Origin of the sequence: Arthrobacter crystallopoietes BAB-32 (assembly GCF_000328305.2) — a bacterium.
GTDB classification, from domain to species: Bacteria; Actinomycetota; Actinomycetes; order Actinomycetales; family Micrococcaceae; genus Crystallibacter; species Crystallibacter crystallopoietes_A.
In genome coordinates, this window is record NZ_ANPE02000191.1 from 1 (window position 1) to 26,711 (window position 26,711).

23 protein-coding genes, 1 tRNA gene and 2 pseudogenes are annotated in these 26,711 nt (G+C 67.3%); 11 read left to right on the forward strand and 15 right to left on the reverse strand.

Annotated features, from left to right (window positions below; genetic code table 11):
* A partial coding sequence (locus D477_RS15315; RefSeq protein WP_043847230.1) for a putative PEP-binding protein occupies positions 1-1,104 on the forward strand: 1,104 nt, incomplete at its 5' end.
* Positions 1,105-1,118: 14 nt separating this feature from the next.
* Positions 1,119-1,396, forward strand: a pseudogene (locus tag D477_RS15320) (HPr family phosphocarrier protein).
* Positions 1,397-1,608: 212 nt separating this feature from the next.
* On the opposite strand, the gene D477_RS15325 reads toward D477_RS15320, so the two are convergent.
* Positions 1,609-1,860: a hypothetical protein gene (locus D477_RS15325; RefSeq protein ID WP_005271354.1), complete on the reverse strand. Its 252-nt coding sequence runs from the start codon at positions 1,858-1,860 to the stop codon at positions 1,609-1,611.
* Positions 1,861-2,139: 279 nt separating this feature from the next.
* Between D477_RS15325 and D477_RS15330 the strand changes: the two genes are divergently transcribed.
* Positions 2,140-2,688, forward strand: a complete 549-nt coding sequence (locus tag D477_RS15330) for a hypothetical protein (RefSeq protein ID WP_005271357.1) — start codon at positions 2,140-2,142, stop codon at positions 2,686-2,688.
* A gap of 248 nt (positions 2,689-2,936) precedes the next feature.
* Here D477_RS15330 and D477_RS15335 read toward each other — a convergent pair whose 3' ends face one another.
* The 4 genes from D477_RS15335 to D477_RS15350 all read right to left on the reverse strand — a co-directional run bounded on the left by D477_RS15335 (position 2,937) and on the right by D477_RS15350 (position 9,620).
* Complete coding sequence (locus D477_RS15335; protein WP_005271360.1) at positions 2,937-3,227, reverse strand: GNAT family N-acetyltransferase; 291 nt, start codon at positions 3,225-3,227, stop codon at positions 2,937-2,939.
* Positions 3,228-3,265: 38 nt separating this feature from the next.
* A complete protein-coding gene (locus D477_RS15340; RefSeq protein ID WP_043847236.1) occupies positions 3,266-4,501 on the reverse strand; it encodes an endonuclease/exonuclease/phosphatase family protein in 1,236 nt (411 codons plus the stop codon).
* 90 nt (positions 4,502-4,591) lie between these two features.
* On the reverse strand, positions 4,592-6,046 hold the full coding sequence (locus tag D477_RS15345) for an amino acid permease (RefSeq protein WP_005271365.1): 1,455 nt from the start codon (positions 6,044-6,046) through the stop codon (positions 4,592-4,594).
* 106 nt (positions 6,047-6,152) lie between these two features.
* Positions 6,153-9,620 (reverse strand): bifunctional proline dehydrogenase/L-glutamate gamma-semialdehyde dehydrogenase, encoded by a 3,468-nt coding sequence (locus D477_RS15350; protein ID WP_005271368.1) that lies wholly within the window; start codon positions 9,618-9,620, stop codon positions 6,153-6,155.
* A 130-nt stretch (positions 9,621-9,750) separates the two neighbouring features.
* Between D477_RS15350 and D477_RS15355 the strand changes: the two genes are divergently transcribed.
* Positions 9,751-10,647 (forward strand): LysR substrate-binding domain-containing protein, encoded by an 897-nt coding sequence (locus tag D477_RS15355; protein ID WP_005271372.1) that lies wholly within the window; start codon positions 9,751-9,753, stop codon positions 10,645-10,647.
* Between the two features lie 270 nt (positions 10,648-10,917).
* On the opposite strand, the gene thpD is transcribed toward D477_RS15355, so the two are convergent.
* The 5 genes from thpD to D477_RS15380 form a co-directional block, all read right to left on the reverse strand.
* Positions 10,918-11,817: an ectoine hydroxylase gene (gene thpD, locus D477_RS15360; protein ID WP_005271374.1), complete on the reverse strand. Its 900-nt coding sequence runs from the start codon at positions 11,815-11,817 to the stop codon at positions 10,918-10,920.
* A gap of 93 nt (positions 11,818-11,910) precedes the next feature.
* Positions 11,911-12,306 carry an ectoine synthase gene (locus D477_RS15365; RefSeq protein WP_005271377.1) on the reverse strand — a complete coding sequence of 132 codons (396 nt, stop codon included), beginning with the start codon at positions 12,304-12,306 and terminating at the stop codon, positions 11,911-11,913.
* A gap of 58 nt (positions 12,307-12,364) precedes the next feature.
* Positions 12,365-13,633, reverse strand: a complete 1,269-nt coding sequence (gene ectB / locus D477_RS15370) for a diaminobutyrate--2-oxoglutarate transaminase (RefSeq protein ID WP_005271380.1) — start codon at positions 13,631-13,633, stop codon at positions 12,365-12,367.
* Positions 13,634-13,745: 112 nt separating this feature from the next.
* Positions 13,746-14,162, reverse strand: coding sequence for a diaminobutyrate acetyltransferase (gene ectA / locus D477_RS15375; protein ID WP_005271383.1), 417 nt, complete (start codon positions 14,160-14,162; stop codon positions 13,746-13,748).
* A 366-nt stretch (positions 14,163-14,528) separates the two neighbouring features.
* Positions 14,529-14,604 (reverse strand) — tRNA-Lys (locus tag D477_RS15380).
* A 130-nt stretch (positions 14,605-14,734) separates the two neighbouring features.
* Between D477_RS15380 and D477_RS15385 the strand changes: the two genes are divergently transcribed.
* The 3 genes from D477_RS15385 (at position 14,735) to D477_RS15395 (ending at position 17,366) form a co-directional block, all read left to right on the forward strand.
* Positions 14,735-15,382 carry a hypothetical protein gene (locus D477_RS15385; protein ID WP_005271385.1) on the forward strand — a complete coding sequence of 216 codons (648 nt, stop codon included), beginning with the start codon at positions 14,735-14,737 and terminating at the stop codon, positions 15,380-15,382.
* A 394-nt stretch (positions 15,383-15,776) separates the two neighbouring features.
* Complete coding sequence (locus D477_RS15390; RefSeq protein WP_005271387.1) at positions 15,777-16,352, forward strand: DUF47 domain-containing protein; 576 nt, start codon at positions 15,777-15,779, stop codon at positions 16,350-16,352.
* The gene (locus D477_RS15395) at positions 16,353-17,366 is read left to right on the forward strand and encodes an inorganic phosphate transporter (RefSeq protein WP_005271389.1); all 1,014 of its coding nucleotides are present in this window, start codon (positions 16,353-16,355) and stop codon (positions 17,364-17,366) included.
* 95 nt (positions 17,367-17,461) lie between these two features.
* Here D477_RS15395 and pstB read toward each other — a convergent pair whose 3' ends face one another.
* From pstB to pstS, 4 genes are all read right to left on the reverse strand, one after another.
* Positions 17,462-18,241 (reverse strand): phosphate ABC transporter ATP-binding protein PstB, encoded by a 780-nt coding sequence (pstB, locus tag D477_RS15400; RefSeq protein WP_005271392.1) that lies wholly within the window; start codon positions 18,239-18,241, stop codon positions 17,462-17,464.
* A gap of 28 nt (positions 18,242-18,269) precedes the next feature.
* Positions 18,270-19,382 (reverse strand): phosphate ABC transporter permease PstA, encoded by a 1,113-nt coding sequence (pstA, locus tag D477_RS15405; RefSeq protein WP_005271394.1) that lies wholly within the window; start codon positions 19,380-19,382, stop codon positions 18,270-18,272.
* Positions 19,382-20,299 carry a phosphate ABC transporter permease subunit PstC gene (pstC, locus tag D477_RS15410; protein ID WP_424580018.1) on the reverse strand — a complete coding sequence of 306 codons (918 nt, stop codon included), beginning with the start codon at positions 20,297-20,299 and terminating at the stop codon, positions 19,382-19,384. The genes pstA and pstC overlap by 1 nt, the downstream gene beginning before the upstream one ends.
* 162 nt (positions 20,300-20,461) lie before the next feature.
* Positions 20,462-21,577: a phosphate ABC transporter substrate-binding protein PstS gene (gene pstS / locus D477_RS15415; RefSeq protein ID WP_005271399.1), complete on the reverse strand. Its 1,116-nt coding sequence runs from the start codon at positions 21,575-21,577 to the stop codon at positions 20,462-20,464.
* A 273-nt stretch (positions 21,578-21,850) separates the two neighbouring features.
* Here pstS and D477_RS15420 point away from each other — a divergent pair, with 273 nt between their 5' ends.
* From D477_RS15420 to disA, 3 genes are all read left to right on the forward strand, one after another.
* Complete coding sequence (locus D477_RS15420; protein WP_005271401.1) at positions 21,851-22,978, forward strand: FUSC family protein; 1,128 nt, start codon at positions 21,851-21,853, stop codon at positions 22,976-22,978.
* Positions 22,979-23,009: 31 nt separating this feature from the next.
* Positions 23,010-24,437 carry a DNA repair protein RadA gene (gene radA, locus D477_RS15425; RefSeq protein ID WP_052510808.1) on the forward strand — a complete coding sequence of 476 codons (1,428 nt, stop codon included), beginning with the start codon at positions 23,010-23,012 and terminating at the stop codon, positions 24,435-24,437.
* Between the two features lie 189 nt (positions 24,438-24,626).
* A complete protein-coding gene (gene disA, locus D477_RS15430; protein ID WP_005271407.1) occupies positions 24,627-25,700 on the forward strand; it encodes a DNA integrity scanning diadenylate cyclase DisA in 1,074 nt (357 codons plus the stop codon).
* Between the two features lie 7 nt (positions 25,701-25,707).
* On the opposite strand, the gene D477_RS15435 is transcribed toward disA, so the two are convergent.
* Positions 25,708-26,361, reverse strand: coding sequence for a hypothetical protein (locus D477_RS15435; RefSeq protein ID WP_005271410.1), 654 nt, complete (start codon positions 26,359-26,361; stop codon positions 25,708-25,710).
* 84 nt (positions 26,362-26,445) lie between these two features.
* Here D477_RS15435 and D477_RS15440 point away from each other — a divergent pair.
* A pseudogene (locus D477_RS15440) lies at positions 26,446-26,711 on the forward strand (A/G-specific adenine glycosylase); the annotation flags it as partial.

Sequence of the window (26,711 nt, forward strand, 5' to 3'; positions counted from 1 at the left end):
CTGGGCCTGCCCGCCGTGGTCGCCGCCGCCGGCGCCACCGCGATCGCTTCCGGCACCGAGGTCTTCGTGGACGGTTCGGCCGGCATTGTGCTGGCCGGTCCGAGCGAAGCGGACCGCAGCGCGGCGGCAGCCTATGCGGCCCGCGAGGCGCTGCCTGCCTTTGACGGAACAGGTACGACGGCGGACGGCCACCTGGTGCCTCTGCTCGCCAATGTGGGCGACGGCGAGGGCGCGCTGGCGGCGGCCGCCGCCGGAGCCGAAGGCGTCGGCCTGCTGCGCACCGAGTTCTGCTTCCTGAACCGGGAGCAGGAGCCCTCCTTCGAGGAGCAGACCGCCGCGTACCAGGCCGTCTTCGCGGCCTTCCCGGGCAAGAAGGTCGTGGTCCGGACGCTGGATGCCGGCGCGGACAAGCCGCTGCCCTTCCTGACCGACGCCACCGAGCCGAACCCGGCGCTGGGCGTGCGCGGCTACCGCACGGACAAAGCGCACCCCGGTGTGCTGGAGCGTCAGCTGCAGGCCATCGCTGCCGCCGCGGAACAGGCCGAAGCCGAGGTCTGGGTGATGGCGCCGATGGTGTCCACCGCCGCCGAAGCCCGGCACTTCGCCGGACTGTGCGAAGCCGCCGGCCTGAAGACCCCGGGCGTCATGGTGGAGGTCCCGTCCGCTGCACTGACCGCCGGCGCCATCCTGGAAGCCGTTGACTTCGCCTCGATCGGCACGAACGATCTCACCCAGTACACGATGGCTGCCGACCGGCAGCTCGGGCCGCTGGCCGAACTGACCGATCCGTGGCAGCCGGCCGTGCTGCAGCTGATCAAGGCCACCGTGGACGGAGCGGCAGCCACCCACCAGCCGCCCAAGCCGGTTGGTGTCTGTGGTGAGGCCGCCGCGGACCCTGCCCTCGCCGTCGTACTGGCGGGACTAGGCGTAAACTCCCTCTCGATGAACGCCCGTGCGCTGCCCGGAGTTGCCGCCCTGCTCAGGACGGTCACGCTGGACCAGGCCCAGGACGCGGCCCGGCTCGCCGTCACCGCGGATTCCGCTGAGGCGGCGAAGGCCAAGGTCCGCGCCAATCTGCCACTGCTCGAAACCCTCGGACTCTGACAAAGGAGAAACCCATGCCCGAACGTATCGCCACCATCGCCAGCCGCGTCGGCCTGCACGCCCGCCCCGCCGCCATCTTCGCCGAAGCCGCCGGCGAACAGCCCGTGGAAGTCACCATCGCCCTAGAGGGAACTCCGGCCGAGGAAGCGCTGGACGCCTCGAGCATCCTCTCGCTCATGGGCCTGGGCGCCGAATACGGGGCCAAAGTGGTCCTGCGGGCCGAAGGCGACGGCGCGGACGCCGCGCTGGACGCCTGGTGCAGGTGCTCGAGACCGACCACGACGCCGAGTAGCCGGCGGATGGCCGCTGGCTAGCCGGCACGCGGAGCCGGGGCTCTGTGCCCTACGGCCCTGCCGCCCTGCCGGCCGGCTGCCCCGCTGGCCTGCGGTCCTGCGGCCCTGGACACGGGAGTGCTCCCTGCGGAACCCACTGGTTCCACGGGGAGCACTCCTTTATGTTGGGCCGGCCTGCCCGGGCAGGTGACCTGACCTGTTTCGTCCGGGCTTACCAGCGCACCTGCTTCTCGCCCCGGCCCTGCCGCTTGCTGGCGTGCGTCGGCTTGTGGCCGCTGCCGATGCTGTGCCAGCCGGGCAGGTCGCCCGGGTTCTTGGCGCTGCGGGCGTCGGCGAGCCGCTTCTGCTGTTCCGAACTCAGCTTGGCGGCCGCGGACGGGGCCAAGTGGATGTCCAGGTCGGGCTTGCTTTCGGCTGCCGTGTAATGGATGTTTAGATCAGGGTTCTTGTCGGCGATGGTCATGGTGTCCTCCGGATTTCCTGGTCGGTTGCCCGCGGAGGAAGTGCCTGGTGCCGGCGCCAGCGACGGCGGAAGACGGGTCGGTCCATGCACGAAGGCGAATGGGAAAGGACTCGCAAGGCACTGCCTCGGCAAGCGGGATTTTGAGCTGGCAACTGATGGCCGCGACGGGGCGGCGCGGCGCGCGAATTACTCGAAAATCAGTGTTCCCATGCGCGCAAGCCTAACAAGCCGGGATGGATTCGGGTAGGTTGTGGTGACAATTCGAGGGAGGGACTCGCCATGCCGGGGTTCGATGAGCGCTACGACCCGATCTACCAGCGCGGCCACTCCGGCCAGGCTACCGGTCAGGCCCCCGGCGCAAGGTCTGGCGGTTCCGCACCCGGAGCGCAGATCGGCACCGGACACTTCGATGGCGGCCAGGCCGTGCCGCGCCGGCCGGACCACGCCCCGCAGCACGGCAGACCGGAGCCCTTCGCATCCCCCTTGGAACGGCAGGCGGCCGAGCACCAGGGACGTTCGGGGATTTCCGAAGTTGTTCCCGCCGATGCCGTACCCGATCACGATGAGCCAGCCCGCCGCCCCGCACCCAAATTCAACCCGTTCCTGCTGGCGCTCTGGCTGCTCGGGCTGGCCGCGCTGGGCCTGGGCGTTTTCGCGGCGATGGTCCCAATGGGGCTGGCGAACCCCGACCCGTTCGGCGTCAATCCGGGCCCCAGCGTTTGGATGCTCGTCCTGCCCACTTTCGCCCCCGGACTGCTGACCTGCGGCACGGTGTGCCTCGGCCTCGCCCTGGCCGTGCACGCCCTCGCTTGGCAGCAGCGCCGCTGACGCCGCCGCTTTCCCACCGCCGATCCGCCGATCCCGGGCCGCGTTCATGCCGCCCCTTCCACCCCGATCCGCGCCGCCGCTGACCCTAAGCGCCGAGCGAAATCTGTTGGCCTATAGTGGCTGGATTGGACCCGGTTTGGGCCTCCAAAGCAGCCACTAAAGGCCAACAGTTTCAAAGCAGCCACAATTGGCCAACAGTTTTCACGGCAGCCACAGCTCAGCCATAGCCCAGCCACTCCAGCCTCTGACTACGGCCAGCGGACCCGGGCGCCCATCTCCGGGTGGCGGCGCAGATAGCCAGCGATGAACGGGCAGTGCGGCACGGCGGTTTTGTCCTGGCCGGCCACGTCGCTCAGGGCGTACTCGGCGAGCTTGCCGGCCAGCCCCTGGCCCTCGAACTCGGCCCGGATCTCGGTATGCAGGAAAGCGACTTCCCGCCCGCTGGCATGGAACGCCGAGGTCCCGGCGAGCCGGCCGTCTACGTGGATCTCGTAGCGGCTGTCGGCATCGTTGCGGGTCAGGGAGAAGCTCTCAACCATGATTCGAGCTTCCCAGCGCCCGCGCCGCGGCGCAATCCCTACCCACGGAGCTGCACATCGGTCCAGACCAGCCGGTGGTCGCTCGTGGGGAACGGGAATTCGCCGGTGAGCTCGGAGCCCGGCTCGCCGCGCTTGGGCCAGAACACGCCGGCGTCGCGCACCAGCAGGTTCTTCGACGGCAGCACGTAGTCGGCGCGCAGGTTGCCCGGCGCCGGGTTGTCGTTGAAGTCCGCGGTGTCGAAGCGCGGGTCGTTGAGGTGGCTGATGTTGGCCCCGCCCTGCAGCGCCGCGGCCTCCACCGCCCCGCGCGATGCCGGCAGCGGGTCCTGGATGCGCGGATGCTCCAGCAACTGGCCAATCGCCCCGGGCCAGGAGTCCCCGTCGCGCGGGTCCGAGTTCTGGTCGCCCATGACCACGAATCGCGAGCCCGGCTGCAGGCCGCCCCGGTCCCCGCCGTCGTCGTAAATGTAGGAAGCCCGCGGCCCGCCGGCCACATAGTCGGCCCAAAACCGGATCTCGTCGAAGTTGCGCTTGCCGTTCTTGTCCTCAGGCCCGTCGAAGGACGGCGGCGTGGGATGGCTGGCCAGCACGTGCACGGCCTGGTTGCCCACCTGCACCGGCACGTCCCAGTGCGACTTGCTGGACAGGCGCAGCAACTCCTGCGCCTCCGCGGAGTAGTAGTCCGTGGGCATCAGGTTGCCCGGCATGTCCTTCCACAGGAAGTTCTGGAAGGTGCGCACGTTCGCAGTGTCGATCGGATACTTGGAGAGCACGACCATGCCGTACTGGCCCGGGAACAGCCCAAAGCCGAACGCGTCGTCACCGGTGCCCAGCACGCCGTCGTTGTTCAGGTCCACGCCGGTGTCGACGCCGGTGTTGGACGGCGCGGTGTAGGCGTACGGGTACTCGACGGGGTCCTGGCCGTTCTGGCTGACCTGCAGGTAGTTCTGCCGGAACAGGTCCACCGCGGCGTAGTCCTCGACGTAGTCGAACTCGTTCAGCAGCAGGATGTCCGGGTCGTTGCGCTGGATGACCTCGGCGATATTGCGCGCCTGCTGGTTCTCCGGCGTGGACAGGTCGCGGAGCAGCTCGCCCGCAGCGGAGCGGTTGAGGCTGGCGTTGTACGTGGCGATCCGGACGGTTTCCTGCTGCACCTTTTCAGTATGCGGTGCGGCTTCCGTCTGCTGCGGGGCGGCGTGGGCAGCGGGAACGACGACGGCGGACAGGGCGGCCGCGGCAAGTGCAGCCAGGAGGGGCTTGAGCAAGCGGGTCATGGCCGCCAGCGTACGCAGCAGCGGCAAACGCGCGGTGAACGCCGGTTGACGAACCCCTCCCCGGTGCACCCGGGCTAGCGAACCGCTTGGTCAGCTGGGGGCGCCGGGCTTCAGCTGCTGGCGCGGGCTGTGCGGGTTCATGAGTGAGTGCCGGCGGCCGTAGAACCAGTAGATAAGCAGGCCGATGACCAGCCACACGCCGAAGCGGACCCAGGTTTCCCAGTGCAGCTGCAGCATCAGGAACAGCGACGCGATGACGCCGAAGGCGGGGACCACCGGCATCAGCGGGAGTTTGAAGGTCCGCGGCTCGTCCGGACGCTTGTAGCGCAGCACGATCACGGCCAGGCAGGTGACGACGAAGGCGGCCAGGATGCCGATGTTGGTCAGGTCGGCGACGGCGCGGATCGGGAACACGCCGGCCAGCAGGGCGGCGGCGATGCCTGCAATCCAGGTCACGCGCTGCGGGGTGCCGTGCTTGTCCGTGGCCGAGAACCAGCGCGGCAGCAGGCCGTCGCGGCTCATCGCGAACCAGACCCGGGTGACGCCGAGCAGGAAGGTGAGCATCACGGTCAGGATGGAAAGCACGGCGAAGGCGGAGATGATCGTGGCGATCACCGGCAGGCCGACGTTCTGGAAGGCCGAGGCGAACCCGGCCGTCGGGCTGATCTCGGTGTAGTTCTGCATGCCGGTCAGCACCAGCGTGGCCAGGACATAGAGGGTCATGGCGACCAGCAGGGAGAGCAGGATGGCCTTGGGCATGTGCTTCTTGCCGTCCGTGGCTTCCTCCGCCGCGGTGCTCATCGCGTCGTAGCCGAACACTGCGAAGAAGACGGTGGCGGCGCCGGCGAAGACCGCGCCGAAGCCCGAGGGCATGAACGGGGTGTAGTTCTCCGCATTCACGAAGAAGAAGCCGAGCCCGATGATGAACAGGATCAGCAGCACCTTCAGGCCCACTGCCACGAGCTCGAACCGGCCGAAGGTCTTGGTGCCCCTGCTGAGGATCCAGGTGATGAAGAGGCAGACCACGATGGCCGGCAGGTTGATCACGCCGCCCTCGACCGTGTCCGCGGTCCCCTGCATCCACACCGGCACCTCAAGGCCGACGCCGGCCATGAACTCCGAGAAGTAGCCGGAGATGCCGATCGCCACCACCGCGACGATGGCGATGTACTCGAGCAGCAGGTCCCAGCCGATGAACCAGCCGATCACCTCGCCCAGCGCCACATAGCCGTAGGTGTAGGCGGAGCCGGCGCGTGGAATCATGCCGGCGAACTCGGCGTAGGACAGGGCCGCGGCCGCGCTGGCCAGGCCGGCGATCAGGAAGGAGATCAGCACCGCCGGACCCACCGGGTCGGCCTCCCCGCCGCCGTTGGCCACCAGGCCGGCGAGGGTGAAGATGCCGATTCCGATAATGCCGCCGACGCCGATGGCCGTCAGCTGCCAGAGGCCGAGCGTGCGGAACAGCCCGGTCTTGACGTGCTCATCGTCGACTTCGTTCAACGGCTTGCGCCGCATAATGGACTGGCTCAGATCTCGGGTGCTCATAGGGAAATCCTCTGGTCAGGCTGCCTGCCCGCTCCCCCTTGCGGACAGGCGGCGTCGAGATGGAACGATCCTAGTCCTCGGCCGGAACCGCGGCTAGGCTTGGGGCCTAAACCAGCCCGTCGGAGAGGTGGTTGGGCGTGCCAAAACGGTGCGCCGTGATGCTGACGGCCTGCTCGTGCAGGAAGGGCAGCAGTTCCACCCGGCCGGCCTCGGTGACCGGGTGCGCATAGACCGCCACGTCCGGGGAGCCGCCGGTGGCTTCGGCGAGCGCCGTCGGGTTCCCGCCGATCAGCCGGATCCGACCGCCGCCAAGGCGCGGCACCCGGGCCAGCCATGCGGCGTCGTCCTCCACGGTCACCGGGACCCCCCGGTCCAGCAGGACCGCGCGCACGGCAGCGGGAAGGTCGACGGCGGTGGAGACCTTCACGTCCGAGCCAGCCAGCAGCCCGGCCGCCAGTACGCGCAGCAGCTTGGCCGGCCGCTCGCCCTCGGACAGGCGGATCGTCACCGGCAGCGGCAGGTAACGGAAGACGTTGCGCTCGGCATGCAGCCCCGTGACGTCCTTGGCAGCACCGAACTCTTCCGCCCAGGCCTCGGCGTCAGAGGACAGCGAGCGCCGCAGGACGCCGGCCTCCTCCCCGTTCAGCAGCCCCGGCGCACCTTCGGCCGCAAACAGCAGGTGCCGCACGCCGTCGTCGTTAATCTCCGTGGTGGCGCGGCTGGGCGCCGGCTCCCACTCGCCGAGCCCGGCCAGGTAGTTCGGCCCGCCGGCCTTGCTCCCCGCGCCCACGGAGGACTTCTTCCAGCCGCCGAAGGGCTGGCGCTGCACGATCGCGCCGGTGATGTGGCGGTTCACGTAGAGGTTGCCGGCCTGGACATGCTCCAGCCAGTAGTCCAGTTCCTCGCGGTCGAGCGAATGCAGCCCGGCGGTGAGGCCATAGTCGACCTCGTTCTGGATGGCCAGGGCCTCCTCGAGGGTGTCCGCGGTCATGACGCCCAGGATCGGGCCGAAGAACTCGGTCAGATGGTAGTGCGAGCCGCGGCGCACGCCGGTGCGGACCCCGGGGCTCCAGAGCTTGCCGGAATCGTCCAGCGGTTCCGGCTTGAGCAGCCAGGTCTCCCCCTCGCCGAGGTTGGTGAGCCCGTCCAGCAGCTTGCCATTGGCCGGCTCGATCACCGGTCCCATCTGGGTCGCGGCGTCCTGCGGGTAGCCGACCTTGAGCGAGGTCACCGCGTCCACCAGCTGGTTGCGGAAGCGCCGGGACGTGGCCACCGATCCGACCAGGATCACCAGCGACGCGGCCGAACACTTCTGGCCGGCGTGGCCGAAAGCGGAGTACACCACGTCCTTCGCGGCGAGGTCGAAGTCCGCGCTGGGCGTGACAATGATGGCGTTCTTGCCCGACGTCTCCGCCAGCAGCGGCAGGTCCGGGCGGAAGGAACGGAACAGCTCCGCGGTCTCGTACCCGCCGGTGAGCACCACTCGGTCCACGCGCGGATCCGCGACCAGCTCCCGGCCCAACTCCCGTTCGCCCAGCTGCACCAACTGCAGCACCTCGCGCGGCACGCCGGCCTCCCAGAGCGCCTCCACCATGACGGCGCCGGTCCGCTTGGCCTGCTTCGCAGGTTTAATAGCGACGGCGGAGCCCGCCGCGAGCGCGGCCAGCGTGGATCCGGCGGGGATGGCAATGGGGAAATTCCACGGCGGCGTGACCACGGTCAGCCGGGACGGGACGAACCGGGCGCCGTCCATCTCGTCCAGCCCGCGGGCCAGCTCAGCGTAGTAGTGGGCGAAGTCGATCGCCTCGGAGACTTCCGGGTCGGACTGGTCCAGCGTCTTGCCGGCCTCGGCGGCGGCCACCTCCATCAGCCGGGAGCGGTTGGCGGCCAGGGCATCTCCGGCCCGGTGCAGGATCTCGGCGCGTTCGGCACCGGTCAGCGCGCCCCAGGCCTTGCCGTGTTCCACCGCGGTGCTCAGCACCTGGTCGAGGCGCGCGGCGTCCTTCACCTCGGCGGCCTCGATGGTGTCGATGCCGAGGCGGGACTCCGGCACGCGCTCCAGGATGGCGCGGCCCCAGGCCCGGTTGGCCGGCAGGGACGGGTCCGAGTCCGAGGTGTTGCGGAAGCCCTGCCGCGGCGCCGGCTCGCCCGGTTCGTGGCGGTCCTGCTGCCGGTTCGGGGCCGGCACGGCGTCGTCGAGGTTCTCCAGCGAGGCAAGGAAGCGCTGCTTCTCCCGCTCGAAGAGCTGCTCATTGGAGCTCAGCTCGAAGACCGCGGACATGAAGTTCTCGCTGCTGGCGCCTTCCTCCAGCCGGCGGATCAGGTAGGCGATCGCTACGTCGAACTCCTGCGGATGCACCACCGGGGTGTAGAGCAGCAGCGAGCCGACATCCCGCCGGACGGCCTCGGCCTGCCCCTGCGCCATGCCCAGGAGCATCTCGAAGTCGATCCGGTCCGCCACGCCGCGCTGCTTCGCCAGCAGCCAGGCGAAGGCGACGTCGAACAGGTTGTGTCCGGCCACGCCGATCCGCACCGCATCCGCGTTCTCGGGGCGGAGCGAGAAGTTGAGCACCCGCTTGTAGTTGGTGTCCGAGTCCTGCTTGGTGCCCCAGGTTGCCAGCGGCCAGTCATGCAGCGAGGCTTCGACCTGCTCCATCGGCAGGTTGGCGCCCTTGACCACGCGGACCTTGATCGGTGCGCCGCCAGCCGCCCGCCGGGCCTGCGCCCAGTGGGTCAGCTCCATCATGGCGGACAGGGCGTCCGGCAGGTAGGCCTGCAGCACGATCCCGGCTTGCAGGTTGTGGAACTCGGGCCGGTCGAGGAGCCGGGTGAAGACCGCCATGGTCATGCCCAGGTCCTTGTACTCCTCCATATCCAGGTTGATGAACTTCGGCCGCGCGGACTCCGCCGCCTGGCGGTAGAGCGGCACCAGGCTTTCGACGACGTCTTCGACCGCCTCATCGAATGCCCAGGGCGAGTGCGGCGCCACTGTGGAGGAGACCTTGATGGAAACGTAGTCCACGTCGTCGCGGGCCAGCAGCCGCTTAGTGCCCTCCAGCCGGCGGGCGGCCTCGCGCTTGCCCAGCACCGCCTCGCCCAACAGGTTCATATTCAGGCGCACGCCGTCCTTGCGGATCTTCGCGATTGCGGGGCCAAGCCGCGCGTCGGTGGCGTCGACGATCAGGTGCCCGACCATCTCCCGCAGCACCCTGCGCGCGGCCGGGATGACAACCTGCGGCAGGACCGGCGCCATCGCGCCGCCAAGCCGGACGGCCCCGCGCATGTACCAGGGCAGGAAGGCCGGCGCCTTCGGGGCCAGCGCCGCGAGGTTGCGGGCGGCAACGTCCAGGTCCTCGGGGCGGATCACGCCGTCGACGAAGCCGACGGTGAACTCCAGGCCGTGTGGGTCCTTCAGCACGCCCGCCAGCTGCTTGGCCGCAGGATCGGCGGGAATCTTCGCCGCTTCCGACAGCCAGTGCCGGACCAGCCGGATGGCTTCATCGGCCAAGTCGCGGGGAATCCCGAGCTCCGGTGCGTTGGAATCCACGGCGGCCTCCTTCAGTAGCTCTGTCATGCCAGCATGCGCCCTTTCGCTTCCGTTGTCTGCTAGATCACTCTCAGTCCAGTATGGAAGGGCAGTCGGATTAGATAAAGTGGCCTTTTCCGATTGGTATCGATCATTTTTTCCAACGAATGGAGGAGGCATGCTGGACATCCGGCGCCTGCGTATCCTGCGCGAACTCAAAATCCGCGGGACCCTCGCCGAGGTCGCCGCCGCGCTCAACTACAGTCCGTCGTCGGTCTCGCAGCAGCTGTCCCTGCTGGAAAAGGAGGCCGGCCTCGAGCTGCTCCGCAAGACCGGGCGGCGGGTGCAGCTGACCCCGCAGGCCGAAATCCTGGTCGCCCACACCGAACAGCTGCTCCAGCGGCTCGAGCGCGCCGAAACCGACCTTGCCGCGTCGCTCACCACGGTGACTGGCACTGTTCGAGTGGCCGTGTTCCAGTCCGCCGCCCTCGCCCTCATGCCGCAGGCCCTGGCCGAGATGCGCCGGCGCCATCCGGAAGTGCGGATCGAGATGGTGCAGCGCGAACCCGAAACCGCGCTCTACGAAACCTGGGCTCGCGATTTCGACCTCGTCGTCGCCGAGCAGTATCCCGGCCACGCCGCCCCGCACCACCCGGACCTGGACCGCCAGCAGCTGACCACCGACGCCATCCGTCTGGCCGTTCCCGCCGACGCGACGGAGCTGGGCGGCGTGGACTCGGTCGACGACGCCAAGGCCCTGCCCTGGGTGATGGAGCCGCACGGCGCCGCCTCCCGGCACTGGGCCGAGCAGGCCTGCCGCTCCGCCGGCTTTGAACCCGACGTCCGGTACGAGACTGCGGACCTGCAGGCCCAGATCCGGCTGGTCGAATCCGGCAACGCCGTTGCCTTCATGCCGGACCTGATGTGGACCGGCCGCCCGCACGGCTGCCGCCTGCTGGAACTGCCCAGCCGGCCGCGCCGCACCATCTTCACCTCGGTCCGCAGCGCCAGCGCGCACCACCCGGCCATCGCCGCCTTCCGCGAAGTCCTTGGGCAGGCAGCCGCCGGCATCTGACGCCTCGTTCTTGGAAGGCTCTGCCGCCCTCGCGGCTGATCCCAACGGCCCCTTGGATCCCGGGCGCACATCGCCACGGTCCAGCCAAACTCGTGCGCAGATCACCACGGTCCAGCCAAACTCGTGCGGAGATCACCACAGTCCCAGCTGGCCAGCACTGTTGTGATCTGCGCACAAGATTCACGGCACCACGTATCCGTTGGCGGGCTGCCCCCAGGCGTCGGCTTGGGGGCAGCCCGCATCACGCCGCCGGCCCCGCCGGAACCCGGATCAACCGGCCGGGGTGAAGTCCGTGGCGCTGATGAACTCGGGACGCGCCACGGGGGCAGCGTACGGCTCCTGCGTGATGTTCTCCACCGAGTTGAAGACGATGAAGACGTTGGAGCGCGGGTACGGCGTGACGTTGCCGTTCGAGGCGTGCATGCAGTTGCAGTCGAACATCGTGGCGCCGCCGGCCTTGCCCTCCATCACGTCAATGCCGTAGCGGTCCGCGAACTCGGTCAGCGTGGCCTTGTCCGGCGTGCCGGCGCCCTGCATGACGAGCGACTTCTTGTAGTTGTCCTCCGGGGTGGCCCCGTCGCAGGAGATGTACTCCTTGTGCGAGCCGGGCATGATCATCAGCGGCCCGTTGTAGGAGTAGTTGTCGGTCAGCGAGATGGAGATGCTCACCGCGCGCATCCGGGGCATGCCGTCCTCGGCGTGCCAGGTCTCGAAGTCGGAGTGCCACATGAAGTCCTTGCCCTCGAAACCGGGCTTGAAGTTCACGCGCGACTGGTGGATGTAGACGTCCGAACCGAGCAGCTGCTTGGCCCGGCCGACCACGCGCGGGTCGTTCGCGATCCGCTTGAAGACCTCGGAGATCTTGTGGACCTCGAAGATCGAGCGGACTTCCTGGCTCTTCGCCTCGACGATGCAGCGCTCGTCCGCGCGCACGGCCGGATCCGCGGAGAGCCGCTCGAGTTCAGCGCGCAGCTCCTCGAGCTCCGCGGCACCGACCAGCTCGTCGATGGCCAGGTAGCCCTTGGCCTCATAGTGGTCCAGCGTGGCCTGGTCCAGCGGGCCGTCCGCGGCAGTGCCCCAGACAACCTTGTCCTCGCGCGGGAGCACCTGGACCTCGCCGCCGCGGGTCGGGTAGGTGTCGATTCGGTTCTGTTCTGCTACTGCAGTCATTCGTTCCTCCTCGGATATTGTTTGGAATTTTTCCAGTAAGGCAAAAGCCCGGGCAGCTTGCGCTGTCCGGACTTTTGCCTGGCTGTGGGAACCTTAGGCCGGTTCTTCGACCACCAGCGGGTACACGCCGTTCTCGTCGTGGACCTCGCGGCCGGTGACCGGCGGGTTGAAAACGCAGGCCATGCGCAGCTCGGTGGTGGCGCGCACGGTGTGCTTCTCGTTGCCGTCCAGCAGGTACATCGTGCCGTCACGCAGCTCGTGGACCTCGCCGGTCTCCTCGTTGGTCAGGGTGCCTTCGCCCTGCACGCAGTAGACGGCCTCGATGTGGTTGGCGTAGTGGAAGGTGGACGTGGTGCCGGCGTAGATCACCGTGTCGTGGAAGGAGAATCCCACACCTTCGCGGGCCAGCACCATGCGGCGGCTGCGCCAGGTCTCGGACTTGATGTCGCGCTCGGTATCGTTCAGGTCATTCAGGTTGACTACCAGCATTCAAAGCTCCTTGGTGTTGCTCAGTTCGGATGGTTGCCGGGCCGGCCGGCGGGAGGCCCTAGAGGGCTCCGGCCAGTTCCCGGGTTCCGGCCACGGCGTTGGTGGCCTCGACCAGGATGTCCAGCCCGCGGTCCAGCTCGTCAGCGGTGATCGTCAGCGCCGGCATCACCTTGACCACTTCGCTCTCCGGCCCGGAAGTCTCGACCAGCAGGCCGCGGTCGAAGGCAGCCGCGGCGATCTTGCCGGCGGTGTCCGGATCGGGGAAGACGACGCCGGCCAGCAGGCCCCGGCCGCGGACCGAGGCGCCTTCAACGGAGGCGGCGATCCGCTCCAGCCCCTCGTGCAGCTGCACGATCCGGGCGCCTACCTGCTGCTGGAACTTCCCGTCCGCCCAGTACGTCTTCAGGGCGGCCGTGGCCGTAACGAAGGCGGGGTTGTGGCCGCGGAAGGTGCCGTTGTGCTCACCCGGCGTCCAGGCATCGAGGTCGCGGCGGAACAGCGTCAGGGCCATTGGCAGGCCGTAGCCGGAGATGGACTTGGAGACGCAGACGATGTCCGGGGTGATACCGGCCTCTTCGAAGCTGAAGAAGGTGCCGGTGCGGCCGCATCCGGCCTGCACGTCGTCGACGATCAGCAGGATCTCGTGCTTCTTGCACAGCTCGGACAGGCCGCGCAGCCAGCTGGCGCGGGCAGCATTGAGGCCGCCTTCGCCCTGGACGGTCTCCACGATGACCGCGGCCGGCTTGTCCACGCCGGAACCGCTGTCTTCCAGCACGCGCTCCAGCCACAGGAAGTCCGCGGTCTCGCCGTCGAAGTAGTCGTCGTAGGGGATCTTGGAGCTGTTGGTCAGCGGAATGCCCGCGCCCTTGCGCTTCATCGAGTTGCCTGTGACGGACAGCGAGCCGAGGGTCATGCCGTGGAAGGCGTTGGTGAAGCTCAGGATGTGCTGGCGGCCGGTGATCTTGCGGGCCAGCTTCAGCGCCGCCTCGACCGTGTTGGTGCCGGTCGGGCCGGGGAACATCACCTTGTAGTCCAGGTTCCGCGGCTTCAGGATCAGCTCTTCGAACGTCTGCAGGAACTCCCGCTTGGCCGGGGTCTTCATGTCGAGCGAGTGGACGATCGCCCCGCTGCGCAGGTACTCGAGTAGCGGCTCGAGCAAGGCCGGGTTGTTGTGGCCGTAGTTCAGGGCACCGGCACCGGAGAAGAAGTCCAGGTAGGCAGTGCCGTCTTCGGAATGCACCATGCTGCCCTGAGCCCGTTCAAAAACGGCCGGCCAGCTGCGGCAATAGCTGCGGACTTCCGATTCGCGGGTTTCAAAAATGTCCATGGTAAAGATTCTTCCTTTCGGCGCAGCTGCATTTCCCCGCGGAAAAGGGTGCAGGGAATCGCCGCTGCGGAATTAATAAATCCGGGCGTGGGTTTATTGGAAATTCAGAGGCTTAGTTCAGTGGGCCGATCCGGAACAGGAACTCGGTGTCGTGGTTGTCCGGATACTGGTCCCGGGTGAAGAGCGGCTCGCGCTCCAGCACGGCATCGTGGCGGCCGGCGAATCCGGTGAACAGCCGGATGGAGGCCTCGTTGTCTTCGGTAATCGTGGTCTCCACGCGCTGCGCGTCCACTTGCCGGGCCAGCCGGTCGAGCATCGAAGCGGCCAGTCGGCGGCCGCGGAAGGATTCGTCCACGGCGACCTGCCACACCATCAGCGTGCCTGGTTCATCCGGACGGAGGTAGCCCGTGATGAAGCCGGCCGGCTCCCCGTCCACCGTCGCCAGGATCGAACTGTCGGCGAAATCGCGGCACCAGAGCAAATAGGAATAGGAGGAATTCAAATCGAGCACCTGCGAATCCTTGGCCATGCGCCAAAGGTGCTTACCGTCCTGCAGGGTTGGTTTGCGGAATCTTGCTTCTACACTCGTATCGGTCAGGGTTTCTGCGAGTTCTTGAACCATCTATTCGACCGTAACCGGTATCGATTCATAATCAAGCTGAGAATGGCGGATTTGACACGAATCGAGCCCGAATCGGGGCCTGCGCCCTGGAGAACGCGATTCCGGTTTTGCCCTTATTTTGTCTGGGATGCGGCGGGGCTAACGACGGCGGAAATCCGGCCTGCAGCCATCGTTACCGTTTCGTTACATTTGCTATGTGACATCCGCACGCGCGGCCCCCGCGCACAGCAAAGCGCCCCCGCCCGGAACGTATCCGGAACAGAGGCGCTGCGCTGGTGGGCCCTGCGGGGATCGAACCCGCGACCCGCGGATTAAAAGTCCGATGCTCTACCAACTGAGCTAAAGGCCCGCCGGCCGGCGAAAGCGCACTCGGATGCACCGCCTTGTACCGGCCGCTCATCAGTTTATCGCACGCATCTGCCTACGCTGAACCGGGCGTCTGCCTCGACCGGAATCAGTGGCAGGAGTATGGTCATGGCATGAGCCCCAACAACGGAAACGAAGTGCCTCGGCCGCATAAACCCAAGCCGTTTGCTCCGTTGGACTTCGAAGGATTCACCGGCGGTGCGGACCCCGCCCGCGTTTCCGAAGCAGCCCATCTGGCAGCACGGGCACTGGTGCACCACGGCCGGGAGTCCGATGACCCGGAAGTGACCCAGCGCCTGGTTAAGCTTGCGGATCAGCAGGGCCTGGAGGCAATTGCCGAAATGTGGGCCGAAAGCGCCGCCCGCTCCCTGCCGGGGGCGCTCTGGCGGCTGTACGCGCTGCGCACCGCCGTAAAGCAGAACCCGGAACGGATGGCTGCCTACTTCAAAGCCGGCAAGGACGCCGCCGAAGTTTCCAAGGCAGTGGCCGGGGTCGCGGAACCGCCTGGTGCGGACGAAGTGACCAAGATGGCAGACACCATCCTCTCCGGCGCTTTCAACGGCGACTTCGACGTGGCGCTGGACCGGTCGGCAGCTTTCTGCCGCGTCGTGGCGCTCGGCCAGACGCACCACGCCGATGCAGCGGAGGCCTCCAACGAGAACCACGCCAGCAGGCTGACCCACAGTTCGCACCGGCTGGTGCGAACCGCAGAAGACCTCGAAGCCGCCGCCGCAGCATGGCGGCGCGGCGAACTCGACTGACCCGGCCTTGCGGCGGAAATGCCGCACCAACAGGCCCTTCGGCGCCCCGCGGAACAGTGCAGCCGCGGGGCATGGTAAGCCCTGCGATGGAACGTTTTCCAGCCCCTTTGAGGATCTTTTTTGGGTGTATCAACCGCGGTTGACATCACTGTCCGGGCGTAGAAAACTGAAGGTGGTGTCGGACTGTGGCAGCCCCGGGCTCCAACTTTTAGCCGCTTCGAGCGGCCATCCGCCGAGAGGCGCTCCCAGTCCGGCACCATTATTCTTGTTCACCTTCACGCGCTAGGCTTAGCTGTGCGGACGACGTTGGGTCCGCTGTTTTCCTTCCCAGCTCGAGACCCCCGGTGACACTGTGAAGATAAGTCTCTTCCCGCAAGAGAACAAAAGCCTGGAAATGCTGGCCGACATGGCGGCCCTGTTCCGCGAAGGCGTAACCACCCTCTCCGAGGTGCTCGGAGCACCGGCGGGGCAGTATGCGGAACTGGCGGAGGACTTGCACCGCAGTGACGGGCGCATCTTCGAACTGCATTTCGCCCTGCTCACCCATGTGCGCACCAGCTTCATCACACCGCTGCCCCGCGAGGACCTCTACCAAATCTCCCGGTCTCTGGTCGATGGCTTCGAAAAGCTCGACGGGGCGGCCGAAATCGTGGCGCTCAACGAAGTCAAACGGCTCTCCCCGCGCGCCTCGGAGCTGCTCGAAGTCATCGGCCTGATGTCCGACCTCACGGTGTCCGCAATGGGCCGGCTGGTATCGCTCGTCGACCTGGACGAGTACTGCATCGACATGCTGCAGCTGGCCAAGCGCGCCAACCGCACCCACCGGATCTGGATCTCCGAGGACCTGCGGAACCTCAAACAGGCCACCTACACCGCACACCGGGAAGTGGCGGACCTGCTGGTGGAAACGGTGAGGGAACTGCGCCGCGCCTCAAGCCACGTGGGCCAGATCCTCGTCAAGGAATCGTAGGTGGAGCTGCTGCTCTTCGGGGCGGTCATTGCATTCTCTGCCTGCTTCGCCTTCATCAACGGTTTCCACGATGTCTCGAACTCGGTAGCCACAGCGGTCCGCACCCGCGCACTGCTGCCGCGTGTCGCCGTCGTACTTGCCGCGCTCTTCAACTTCATCGGCGTGCTCGTCGCCGGCGCCCTGGCCCTGGTGCTCAGCGTCCAGGGCTTCAACGTCCCGGACGGCGCCAACGGCCTCGGGATCCTGCTGAGCGGCCTGCTGGCCGCCTGCGGCTGGGGCATCTTCACCTGGTGGCGGCGCATGCCGTCGTCCTCCACGCATGCCCTGCTCGGCGGCCTGCTGGGCGCGGACCTTGCCGCGGCGTTCCTGGGCAGGCCGAACGTGACAGCGGCCGAGGGCTACCTGTGGGGGCAGCTGGCGCTCCCGCTGCTGTTTTCCCCCGTCATCGCATTCGTCATCGCGTTCGTGGTCGTCTATCCCGCCACCTGGATCTCCCGCTACACCACGCCGCGCGAGGCCAACCGCACCAACCGCACCGTGCAGGCCGTCCTGACCGGCGCATTCTCCCTCGGGCACGGCCTGCAGGACGGGCAGCGCACTGTGGCGGTCCTGCTGCTGGCCCTGGGCGCCGTAGGCCTCGCCGGCAGCGGCACGGAGATCCCGCTGTGGGTCCAACTGTTCGTCGCGGTTTTCCTTTCCGTGGGCACCCTTTTCGGCGGCTGGCGGATCGCCCACACACTCGGCTACCGGCTGGTGCGGATGGACCCGCTGCGCGGCGCGATCGCCCAAGGCGTGAGTTCGGCGATGCTCTACCTCGGCGCACTGGCCCTGCACATGCCGCTGTCCAGCACGCACACGATGGCCTCGGCCATCCTCGGCGCCGGCGCCAACCAGCGCTTCGGCACGGTGCGCTGGCGGGTGGCGCAGCGCGTCCTGCTGACCTGGGTTGTCACGGCCCTTGCCAGCGCGCTGATGGGCGCCACCCTCTACCTGGCCCTGGACCCGCTGCTCTAGCCATCGCGGCCGCGGGCGGCTCCGCAAGGACGCTTAAATGACGACGGCGCCCGTTCCCCTTCGCGGGGACGGGCGCCGTCTGCCTCGGGCCTGGTTTAGCCGAAGCGGCCGGAGACGTAGTCTTCCGTGGCCTTCTGGGCCGGGTTGTTGAAGATGGCCGTCGTGTCGTTGTACTCGATCAGCTTGCCGGGCTTGCCGGTCCCGGCGATGTTGAAGAACGCCGTCTTGTCCGAGACGCGGGCGGCCTGCTGCATGTTGTGGGTCACGATCACCACGGTGTATTCGGTCTTGAGTTCCTCGATCAGGTCCTCGATGGCCAGCGTGGAGATCGGGTCCAGCGCGGAACACGGCTCGTCCATCAGGATCACCTGCGGGGACACGGCGATGGCCCGGGCGATGCAGAGGCGCTGCTGCTGGCCGCCGGAGAGGCCGGAGCCGGGCTTGTCCAGGCGGTCCTTGACCTCGTTCCACAGGTTCGCGCCGGAGAGCGACTTCTCCACCAGGGCGTCCGCGTCCGACTTGCTGATCCGCTTGTTGTTCAGCTTGACGCCGGCGAGCACGTTGTCGCGGATGGACATCGTGGGGAACGGGTTCGGCCGCTGGAACACCATGCCGATCTGGCTGCGCACCGTCACCGGGTCGACGCCGGATCCGTAGAGGTCTTCGCCGTCCAGCAGGACCTCCCCTTCCACGCGGGCGCCGGGCAGCACTTCGTGCATGCGGTTCAGCGTCCGCAGGAAAGTCGACTTGCCGCAGCCGGAGGGGCCGATGAAGGCCGTGACGGACTTGGCATCGATATTGATGTTGACGCCTTCCACGGCCAGGAAGTCTCCGTAGTAGACGTTCAGGTCGTTGACGTCGATACGCTTCGACATGGGTTTCCTTCTCTAGTACAGGGGCGGCTTAGCGGCCGGTCTTGGGGGCGAAGATGCGGGCGATCAACCGTGCCACGAGGTTCAGCAGCATCACGATGATGATCAGCAGCAGGGCTGCGGCCCAGGCGCGCTGCAGGCTCGGATCCACGTTGGTGGGCGAGGTGGGGTTCATCAGCTGCCGGTAGATGAACGTCGGCAGCGTGGTCATCCAGCCTCCGAACGCGTTCCAGTTGATGCTGTTGACGAACCCGGCGGTCACCAGCAGCGGAGCGGTCTCGCCGATGACGCGCGCGATGGCCAGGGTGACGCCCGAAGCGATGCCGGAGATCGCCGTCGGTACGACGACCTTCAGGATGGTGCGCCACTTGCGCACGCCCAGCGCGTAGGAGGCCTCGCGCAGCTCGTTCGGCACGATCTTGAGCATTTCCTCCGTGGAGCGGACCACCACCGGAATCATCAGCACGGACAACGCCACCGCCGCCACGAAGCCGGTACGGGTGGAGGGCCCGAAGATCAGGCCGAAGAACGCTGCCGCGAAGAGGCCGGCCACGATCGAGGGGATGCCGGTCATGACGTCCACGAAGAAGGTGATGCCGCGGGAGAGCGAACCGCCCTTGCTGTACTCCACCAGGTACACGGCGGTCAGCAGGCCGACCGGGACGGAGATGACCGTGGCCCAGAAGGTGATCAGGACGGTGCCGACGATGCCGTGGTAGGCACCGCCAAGGACCGAGGTGCCATTGGCAACGGTCTCGTTGTCCACCACGCCGGTCATGCCGTTCATGGAGGTGAAGAGGAAGTTCGAGGTCAGCCCGGGAACACCCTTCTCCAGCACGGTCCAGATCACTGACACCAGCGGCAGCACCGCAATGATGAAGGCGCCGGTGATGAGGCTGGTGGCCAGGCGGTCCGAGGCCTTGCGGCCGCCCTCCACGGACAGCGTCACGACATAGGAGGCGACCACGAAGAGGACCGCGGAGAACAGCGCCCAGGTGAAGACATGGAAGCCGATCAGCGAAGACAGCGCCGCGCCGACGATGACGGACCCGGCAAGCACGGCCCAGATGGCCCAGCCCGGAAGCTGGTTCTTGGTCAGGCTCTTCTTGCGCACCGGCGACTGGGTTGAGGTGGTCTGCGACATTAGTTTGCCCCCGAGAATTCTTTGTGGCGGCTGACGATCCAGCGGGCGACCATGTTCACGGCCAGCGTGATGACGAACAGCACGAGGCCGGCGGCGATGAGCTCTGCCAGGCGCAGGCCGAAGGCCTCCGGGAAGTTCAGCGCGATTTCGGCGGCGATGGTCTGGTTGCCGCTCTTGATCAGGCTGGCCATCAAGGCACCGCCGGAGAGCACCATGGCTACGGCCATGGTTTCACCCAGGGCGCGGCCCAGGCCGAGCATGACGGCGCTGATGATGCCGGGACGGGCGAACGGGAAGACCGCCATGCGGATCATCTCCCAGCGCGTGGCGCCCATGGCCAGTGCCGCTTCTTCGTGCAGCTTTGGCGTTTGCAGGAAAATCTCGCGGCTGAGCGAGGTGATGATGGGAAGGATCATCACGGAGAGCACGATGCCGGCGGTCAGCATGGTCTTGCCGGTCTGGCTTGCGGGCCCTTCGAAAATCGGGATCCAGCCGGCGTTCTCGGCCAGCCACACATACGCCGGAACCAGCGCGGGGGCCAGGACTGTCATGCCCCAGGCACCATAGACAACGGAGGGAATCGCGGCCAGGAGGTCGATGACGTAGCCGAGGCTTTGGGCCAGGCGCCGCGGTGCGTAATGCGAGATGAACAGCGCGACGCCGATGCCGATGGGCGTCGCGATCAGCAGCGCGATGGCGGCGGCGATCAGCGTACCGATCACGATGGGCCAGATGTAGCTCCAGAAGCCTTCGCCTCCGGTGATCTCCGCCGGATCGGCCGCGAATGTGGGCAGCGCCTGCCAGATCAGGAATACTGCGACGCAGAACAGGACAAAGAGGATCAGGCAGCCTGCGAACAGGGCGAGGCCGGAGAATACCTTGTCTCCGGCACGGCCTTTGCTGCCGCCCTCCGTCAATGTGTTGGACACTTCAAACCCTTCGGACTCCTGGTTCTTCTTGTCGGTCAATTCGCTTGTCAGTCTTCACTCTATTGTGATCTTGGGCAATGCCTGCCGCTGAACACAAGGACGCCCCGCACGTCAAACTTCCGACGGCGGGGCTCCCCTTTTGTGCGGATGCTACGAGGCCACGGTGATGGAATCGATAGCGGTCTGGGCCTGCTCGCGCAGGGTCTCGGACAGCGGAGCGCTGCCGGCGGAGTCGGCGGCGGCCTGCTGGCCCTCTTCGCTGATCACGTAGCTGCCGAAGGCCTTGACCAGGTCGGCGGTTTCCTGGCTCTCGTAGGCGGAGCAGTAGATGTGGTAGGAAACCAGCACGATCGGGTAGGCACCGGACTCGGTGGTGTCGCGCTCGAGGTCCAGCGACATATCCACATCGCTGCGGCCCTCGACCGGAGTCGCAGCCTCAACGGCCTTGGCGGCGGCTTCCGGGCTGTAGGCGACGTACTCTTCTCCGACCTTGACCTTCACGGTGCCCAGGTCGCCGACGGCAGACGCGTCAGCGTAGGTGATGGCGCCGTCGGTGGAGCTGGCGGCGGAAACGACGCCGGAGGTGCCCTGGGCGTTCTCGGCCACGATGGCTGCGGGCCAGTCGCCGGAGACCTCGTCGGTCCAGACATCCGGAGCGGCCGCGGACAGGTACTCCACGAAGTTCTCGGTGGTACCGGACTCGTCGGCGCGGTGGACCACGGTGATCGGGGTGTCGGGCAGCTCGACGCCCTCGTTCTGGGAAGCGATGGCTTCGTCGTTCCAGTTGCTGATCTCGCCGCGGAAGATCTTGGCGATGGTTTCGGCGTCGAGGTTCAGCTCGTCGACACCCTCAAGGTTGAAGGCAACGGCAATCGGGGAAACGTAGCCGGGGATGTGGAAGGCTCCGTCGGGTCCGCAGATCTCCTTGGACTTCTCGAGCTCTTCGTCGTCCATGTAGGCATCCGATCCAGCAAACTGCACGCCGCCGGCCAGGAAGTTGTCGCGGCCGGCACCGGAGCCATCCGGGGAGTACTGGACGTTGGCTTCGGGGTTCTGCTCAGTGAAACCGGCAATCCATGCCTGCATGGCCGCATCCTGCGAGGAGGCACCTGCGCCGGAGAGGGTGCCGGAGACACCTGCGCCTGCGGGAGCGCTGCCGGCGGGCTGCTCGCCGACGCCGGTGGCGTTGTCGGAACCGCAGGCAGTCAGGGCAATGGCTGCTACGGAAAGAACTGCGGCCGCACGGCCGACACGGAAAGCCTTCACTATCTGTCCTTTTCAGGTTGGCAAACGAGATTTGGACGACGGCGCGGCGCTGGCCGTGCCTCTTCGTACCCCTCGACGCTATGGGGCACAGGTAACGAGATTGACGGGCCAAAATGAACGGAAGGTGAACAAGAACGTACCATTTGCCGACATAGGCGCTTTTGAGGTTGATTAAGTGAAGGGAATCATACTAATGCGGTCCGGGGGCCTGCCGGGCGATTCCGCTCCTTTCCGCGTATCCGCGCTCCTGCGCCCACAACCTAGACTTGTGCCATGAGTACAGGCAGCCCCGTCGCGAAGGCCCGTACTTTTATCCGGAACCGCGCCCGCGTCGGCGTCCGGCGCAGCCGGTCCTCCTTCCTTCCGGCCGTGCGGATCACTGTCTGCGCTGTCACCGCCTACGTGATCGCCGAACAGCTCCTGGGGCATGAAGCGCCGCTGTTCGCCGCGACCTCGGCGGTGGTCTCCCTCGGCTTCGCCGCAGGACCGCGCTTCCGGAAGGTTATGGAAGTGGCCATCGGTTGCACGCTCGGAATTGCCGTAGGTGATTTGCTCCTCCACTTCCTTGGCGCAGGGATCTGGCAGGCCGCCGTCGTACTTTTGATCTCCGTCCTGCTGGCCCGTTTCCTGGACAGCGGTTCGATCTTCAGCACGCAGATGGCGATGCAGGCAGTGCTGGTGGTCCTGCTGCCGGCACCCGAGGGCGGGCCGTTTACGCGCAGTCTTGATGCCGTCGTCGGCGGTTCGCTGGCACTGGTGGCCACCATGCTCATCCCCGGCGATCCCCGCACCGAGCCGCGTTCCAAACTGCAGCGGCTGCTGGGCGAGCTGGCCGCGGTGCTGCGGGAATGCTCCGACGCGCTCAGCCGCAGCGACTCGACGATGGCCTGGCACGCGCTGGTGCGCGCCCGCGGCTCCCAGAAGCTCATCGACGAAGTGCGTTCCACTTTTGTGGGCGCGCATGAAGTCGCGCGCATTTCCCCGGCCTACCGGCGGCACCGGGCAGAGGTTGTGGACCTGCAGCACGCGGCCGAGATGGTGGATCTGGCCACGCGCAACAGCCGCGTTTTTTCCCGCCGGCTCACTTCCGCCATCAACCATGCGGCGATGAGCGACGAGGCGATCGAGAACCTGGCCCAGGTGCTGCAGGACAGCGCGGATGCGGTGGAAATCCTCTCCACCGGGTTGTCCGATTCGGACAGCGGCGCGCGCGAACGGCGGCTGAACAATGCCCGCGACGAGCTGGCCGCCATCGCCACGCGGCTCCACCCGAGGGACCTTGGTGTGCGGACCCTGGAAGGCGAGGCGCTGGTCCTGGTGTTCCGTCCGCTGATGGTGGACCTGCTCGAAGCAACCGGGCTCTCGCATGAGGATGCGGCCGCGTTCCTGCCGCGGCTCTGAATTGTCACAGGGCTCCGTTAGCCTGAATTCCATGAGTTCGAAGACCGGCCGCTCGAAGGCCCCTGCCTACCGCTGCGCCGAATGCGGCTGGACCACGGCGAAGTGGGTCGGACGCTGCGGCGAATGCCAGGCTTGGGGGACGGTCGAGGAGACCGGCCAGGTCACGGCCCGGACGACGGCCGCGGCCACGGTGGCCAAGCCGGCGCAGCAGATCGGTGATGTCGACGCATCGGCGGCCGCTTTCAAGGCCACCGGAGTCGGCGAACTGGACCGGGTGCTCGGCGGCGGGCTGGTCCCCGGTGCCGTCATCCTGCTGGCCGGGGAGCCCGGCGTCGGCAAGTCGACCCTGCTGCTCGATGTCGCGGCGCGGGTAGCCGGCACCGGCGGGGGCGTCCTGTATGTCACCGGAGAGGAGTCAGCCGCACAGGTAAAGCTGCGGGCCGAGCGCATCAACGCCGTCGCGGAAGGCCTTTACCTGACCGCGGAAACGGACCTGGGCATTGCCCTCGGCCAGATCGAACGGGTCGAGCCGGCCCTGCTGGTGGTGGACTCGGTCCAAACCCTCGCCAGCTCGGCCGTGGAGGGCGCCGCCGGCGGCGTCACCCAGGTCCGCGAAGTCGCGGCCTCCCTGATCAACGCGGCCAAGAACCGCAACATGACCACCATCCTCGTCGGCCATGTCACCAAGGACGGTTCGATCGCGGGTCCGCGCCTGCTGGAGCACCTGGTGGACGTGGTCTGCCAGTTCGAAGGGGACCGGCACTCCAGGCTCAGGCTGCTGCGCGCCATCAAAAACCGGTACGGCCCCACGGACGAAGTCGGCTGCTTCGACCTGACCGAGGGCGGCATCGAAAGCCTCGCCGACCCGAGCGGACTCTTCCTCTCGATGACCTCCGAACCCGTTTCCGGAACCTGCATCACGGTGGCGCTGGAGGGCCGCCGTCCGCTGGTCGCCGAGGTGCAGGCGCTGCTGGCCGAAACCGCCAACGCCCAGCCCCGCCGGGCCACCAGCGGACTGGATTCCTCGCGCGTGGCTATGATGATGGCCGTGCTGCAGCGGCGCGCTTCCATGTCCCTGCACAGGGACGACAGCTATGTAGCGACGGTCGGCGGGGTCAAGCTCACCGAACCTGCCACCGACCTCGCGACGGCGCTGGCCATTGCCTCGGCCAAGAGCAACAAACCGCTGCCGAAGGGGCTGATTGCGTTCGGCGAGATCGGCCTGGCCGGTGAGGTGCGGCCGGTGCCGGGCATCGGCCGCAGGATCCAGGAGGCCGGGCGCCTTGGTTTCACCCACGCCGTCGTTCCGGCCTCGCACAGCGGTGCGGGGAAGCTCCCGGACGGATTCCGGGTCAAGGAAGTCCAGACGGTGTCCGAGGCCCTGGACCTGCTCTTCGGCGCGGGCACCGCAGCCGCCAGCGTCACCCGGCTGCCCACCGCGGGCCGCCGCGCCGAGTAGCATCCGCCACCGGCAGCACCCACGCCCCCGCCTGCCGCCTATACCCCGTCATACGGGCAGCACGAGCAAGGCGCGCCCGGTTGCGCACCTTATTATGGTGGCTAGCGGCTGTTCACCCACAGGCAGTCCCCCGTACCCAACCGTTCCGTGCCCGGCTGCACTGTGTCCGACTGACCGAAGGAATACTCGATGGTTAAGAGCTCCGAGGATGCCCTCAAGGCGACCTTGGCCCGGGTGGCCCCGGGAACCGCGCTGCGGGACGGCCTGGAACGGATTCTGCGCGGACGCACCGGCGCCCTCATCGTGCTCGGCTATGACCGGCAGGTCGAATCCATCAGCAGCGGCGGCTTCGACATCGGCATCGACTTCTCCCCCACCCGGCTGCGCGAACTGGCGAAAATGGACGGCGCCATCGTCTGCGACAGGGACGCGACCAACATCATCAAGGCCGCCGTCCAGCTGGTTCCAGACCCGTCCATCCCCACCCAGGAATCCGGCACGCGCCACCGCACTGCCGAACGGGTAGCCATCCAAACCGGGCTGCCGGTGATCTCCGTCAGCCAGTCCATGCAGATCATCGCGCTCTATGTTGACGGCATCCGGCACGTGCTGGAGGGCTCGGAACCCGTGCTGGCCCGCGCCAACCAGGCTTTGGCCACGCTGGAACGCTACCGGGTGCGGCTGGACCAGGTCACCAATTCCCTCTCCGCGCTGGAGATCGAAGCGATGGTCACGCTGCGCGACGTCGCGGTCACCCTGCAGCGCCAGGAAATGGTGCGCCGCATCTCCGAGGAAATCTCGCAATATGTGCTCGAGCTGGGTGTCGATGGCCGCCTGCTCTCCCTGCAGCTGGACGAGCTGACCTCCGGCCTCGGCCCGGACAACGAAATGATCCTGCGGGACTACTCGGACGTGAAGGGCGGCATCGACGTCGACGCCGCCCTGGAAACACTGCAGAACTTCAGTTCCACCGACTTGATCGACCTGGGCCGGATCGCCACCGTGCTCGGCCTCCAGCCCGGGACGGACTCGCTCGAAGCCGTGGTCCAGCCCCGCGGCTACCGGCTGCTATCCGCGGTCAAGTCCGTCCCGCGCGCGGTGGCGGACCGTCTGGTGGACCACTTCGGCGGGCTGCAGAACCTGATGGCTGCCAACATCGACGACCTGATGGCCGTGGACGGCATCGGCGAGCAGCGCGCGCGCCTGATCCGCGAAGGGCTCTCCCGGATCGCCGAAACCAGCCTGCTCGACCGCTTCATGTAGCCGGAGCCTACTGGAGTTCGAAGATCACCTTCTTGCTCGTATGTTGGCCGAGCTTGGTGACGAGGACATAGGTTCCCGGCTGCGGGTTGGCGTTCACCGCCGTGCAGCCCGGCGCACTGCGCTGGCGTTCCCAGGTGAACTGCGCCCGCTCGCTGCCGCCGGCTTCGATGGTTCGCATCAGTTCGCTCGTGTCCACCGCGCAGTCCTTGGAGGAGAAGATCCGGTCATCACCGCTGGTCACCACAAACTCCATGGCCTCGGTCCCGACGTCGACCTCGCAGTCCGACTTGCCGGTATTCTCCACCTCCAGGATCAGGGTGGGGTTCTCGCCAGCGACGTACGCGGGAGCATCCGTGGCGGCGGAAACGGTAATGTCGGACTCGTCGCAGGAAGCGGAGCTCGCCAGCGGTTGCGGGGACAGCGACGGGGACGACGACGCCACCGGCAGTTCCGCAGGTTCCTCCGCCACCGGCTGCTGGCCGGGGCCGAACAGGCTGGCGATCCACAGGACAGCAAATACCAGCAGACCCACGAGAACCAGCGCCAGCAGCAGCACGGCCAGCCGGCGGCGCCGGTAGACCGCGGGGCTGGGCTTGCGCCGGTTCGGGGGGACGGGTTTGGAAGCGCCGCCGCGCGCCGCACCGGTACCGTTGCCTGCCATGCTTTAAGGCTAGGGAACCGCCGCTTCAGCCCGGAAGCACCACGCCGGGACAGTACAGTATTCGTGGTCACAGAAGGAGCCAGGATGCCCATTTCCACCCTCAGCGGGACTGTCGGCACTGCCGCCGGCAGCCCAGTGCTGCATGAAAGGATCGGTGCCTGGTTCGGGCAGAACGCGCGCACGTTGCCATGGCGCGAGCCGGACTGCAGCCCCTGGGGGATCATGGTCAGCGAATTCATGCTGCAGCAGACCCCGGTGGTGCGCGTGCTGCCGGTCTGGGAGGAGTGGCTGCGCCGCTGGCCCGAACCGGCTGACCTCGCCGCCGAACCCAGCGGCGAAGCGCTGCGTGC

Coding starts and splice junctions, on each gene's coding strand:
- D477_RS15355 (WP_005271372.1), top strand. CDS start 9,751: ATGCTGGACATCCGGCGCCTGCGTATCCTGCGCGAACTCAAAATCCGC.
- D477_RS15345 (WP_005271365.1), bottom strand. CDS start 6,046: ATGAGCACCCGAGATCTGAGCCAGTCCATTATGCGGCGCAAGCCGTTG.
- D477_RS15335 (WP_005271360.1), bottom strand. CDS start 3,227: ATGGTTGAGAGCTTCTCCCTGACCCGCAACGATGCCGACAGCCGCTAC.
- radA (WP_052510808.1), top strand. CDS start 23,010: ATGAGTTCGAAGACCGGCCGCTCGAAGGCCCCTGCCTACCGCTGCGCC.
- D477_RS15350 (WP_005271368.1), bottom strand. CDS start 9,620: ATGACAGAGCTACTGAAGGAGGCCGCCGTGGATTCCAACGCACCGGAG.
- D477_RS15390 (WP_005271387.1), top strand. CDS start 15,777: ATGCTGGCCGACATGGCGGCCCTGTTCCGCGAAGGCGTAACCACCCTC.
- D477_RS15325 (WP_005271354.1), bottom strand. CDS start 1,860: ATGACCATCGCCGACAAGAACCCTGATCTAAACATCCATTACACGGCA.
- disA (WP_005271407.1), top strand. CDS start 24,627: ATGGTTAAGAGCTCCGAGGATGCCCTCAAGGCGACCTTGGCCCGGGTG.
- ectB (WP_005271380.1), bottom strand. CDS start 13,633: ATGGACATTTTTGAAACCCGCGAATCGGAAGTCCGCAGCTATTGCCGC.
- thpD (WP_005271374.1), bottom strand. CDS start 11,817: ATGACTGCAGTAGCAGAACAGAACCGAATCGACACCTACCCGACCCGC.
- pstB (WP_005271392.1), bottom strand. CDS start 18,241: ATGTCGAAGCGTATCGACGTCAACGACCTGAACGTCTACTACGGAGAC.
- D477_RS15340 (WP_043847236.1), bottom strand. CDS start 4,501: ATGACCCGCTTGCTCAAGCCCCTCCTGGCTGCACTTGCCGCGGCCGCC.
- pstA (WP_005271394.1), bottom strand. CDS start 19,382: ATGTCGCAGACCACCTCAACCCAGTCGCCGGTGCGCAAGAAGAGCCTG.
- D477_RS15435 (WP_005271410.1), bottom strand. CDS start 26,361: ATGGCAGGCAACGGTACCGGTGCGGCGCGCGGCGGCGCTTCCAAACCC.
- ectA (WP_005271383.1), bottom strand. CDS start 14,162: ATGGCCAAGGATTCGCAGGTGCTCGATTTGAATTCCTCCTATTCCTAT.
- D477_RS15420 (WP_005271401.1), top strand. CDS start 21,851: ATGAGTACAGGCAGCCCCGTCGCGAAGGCCCGTACTTTTATCCGGAAC.
- D477_RS15365 (WP_005271377.1), bottom strand. CDS start 12,306: ATGCTGGTAGTCAACCTGAATGACCTGAACGATACCGAGCGCGACATC.
- D477_RS15385 (WP_005271385.1), top strand. CDS start 14,735: ATGAGCCCCAACAACGGAAACGAAGTGCCTCGGCCGCATAAACCCAAG.
- D477_RS15330 (WP_005271357.1), top strand. CDS start 2,140: ATGCCGGGGTTCGATGAGCGCTACGACCCGATCTACCAGCGCGGCCAC.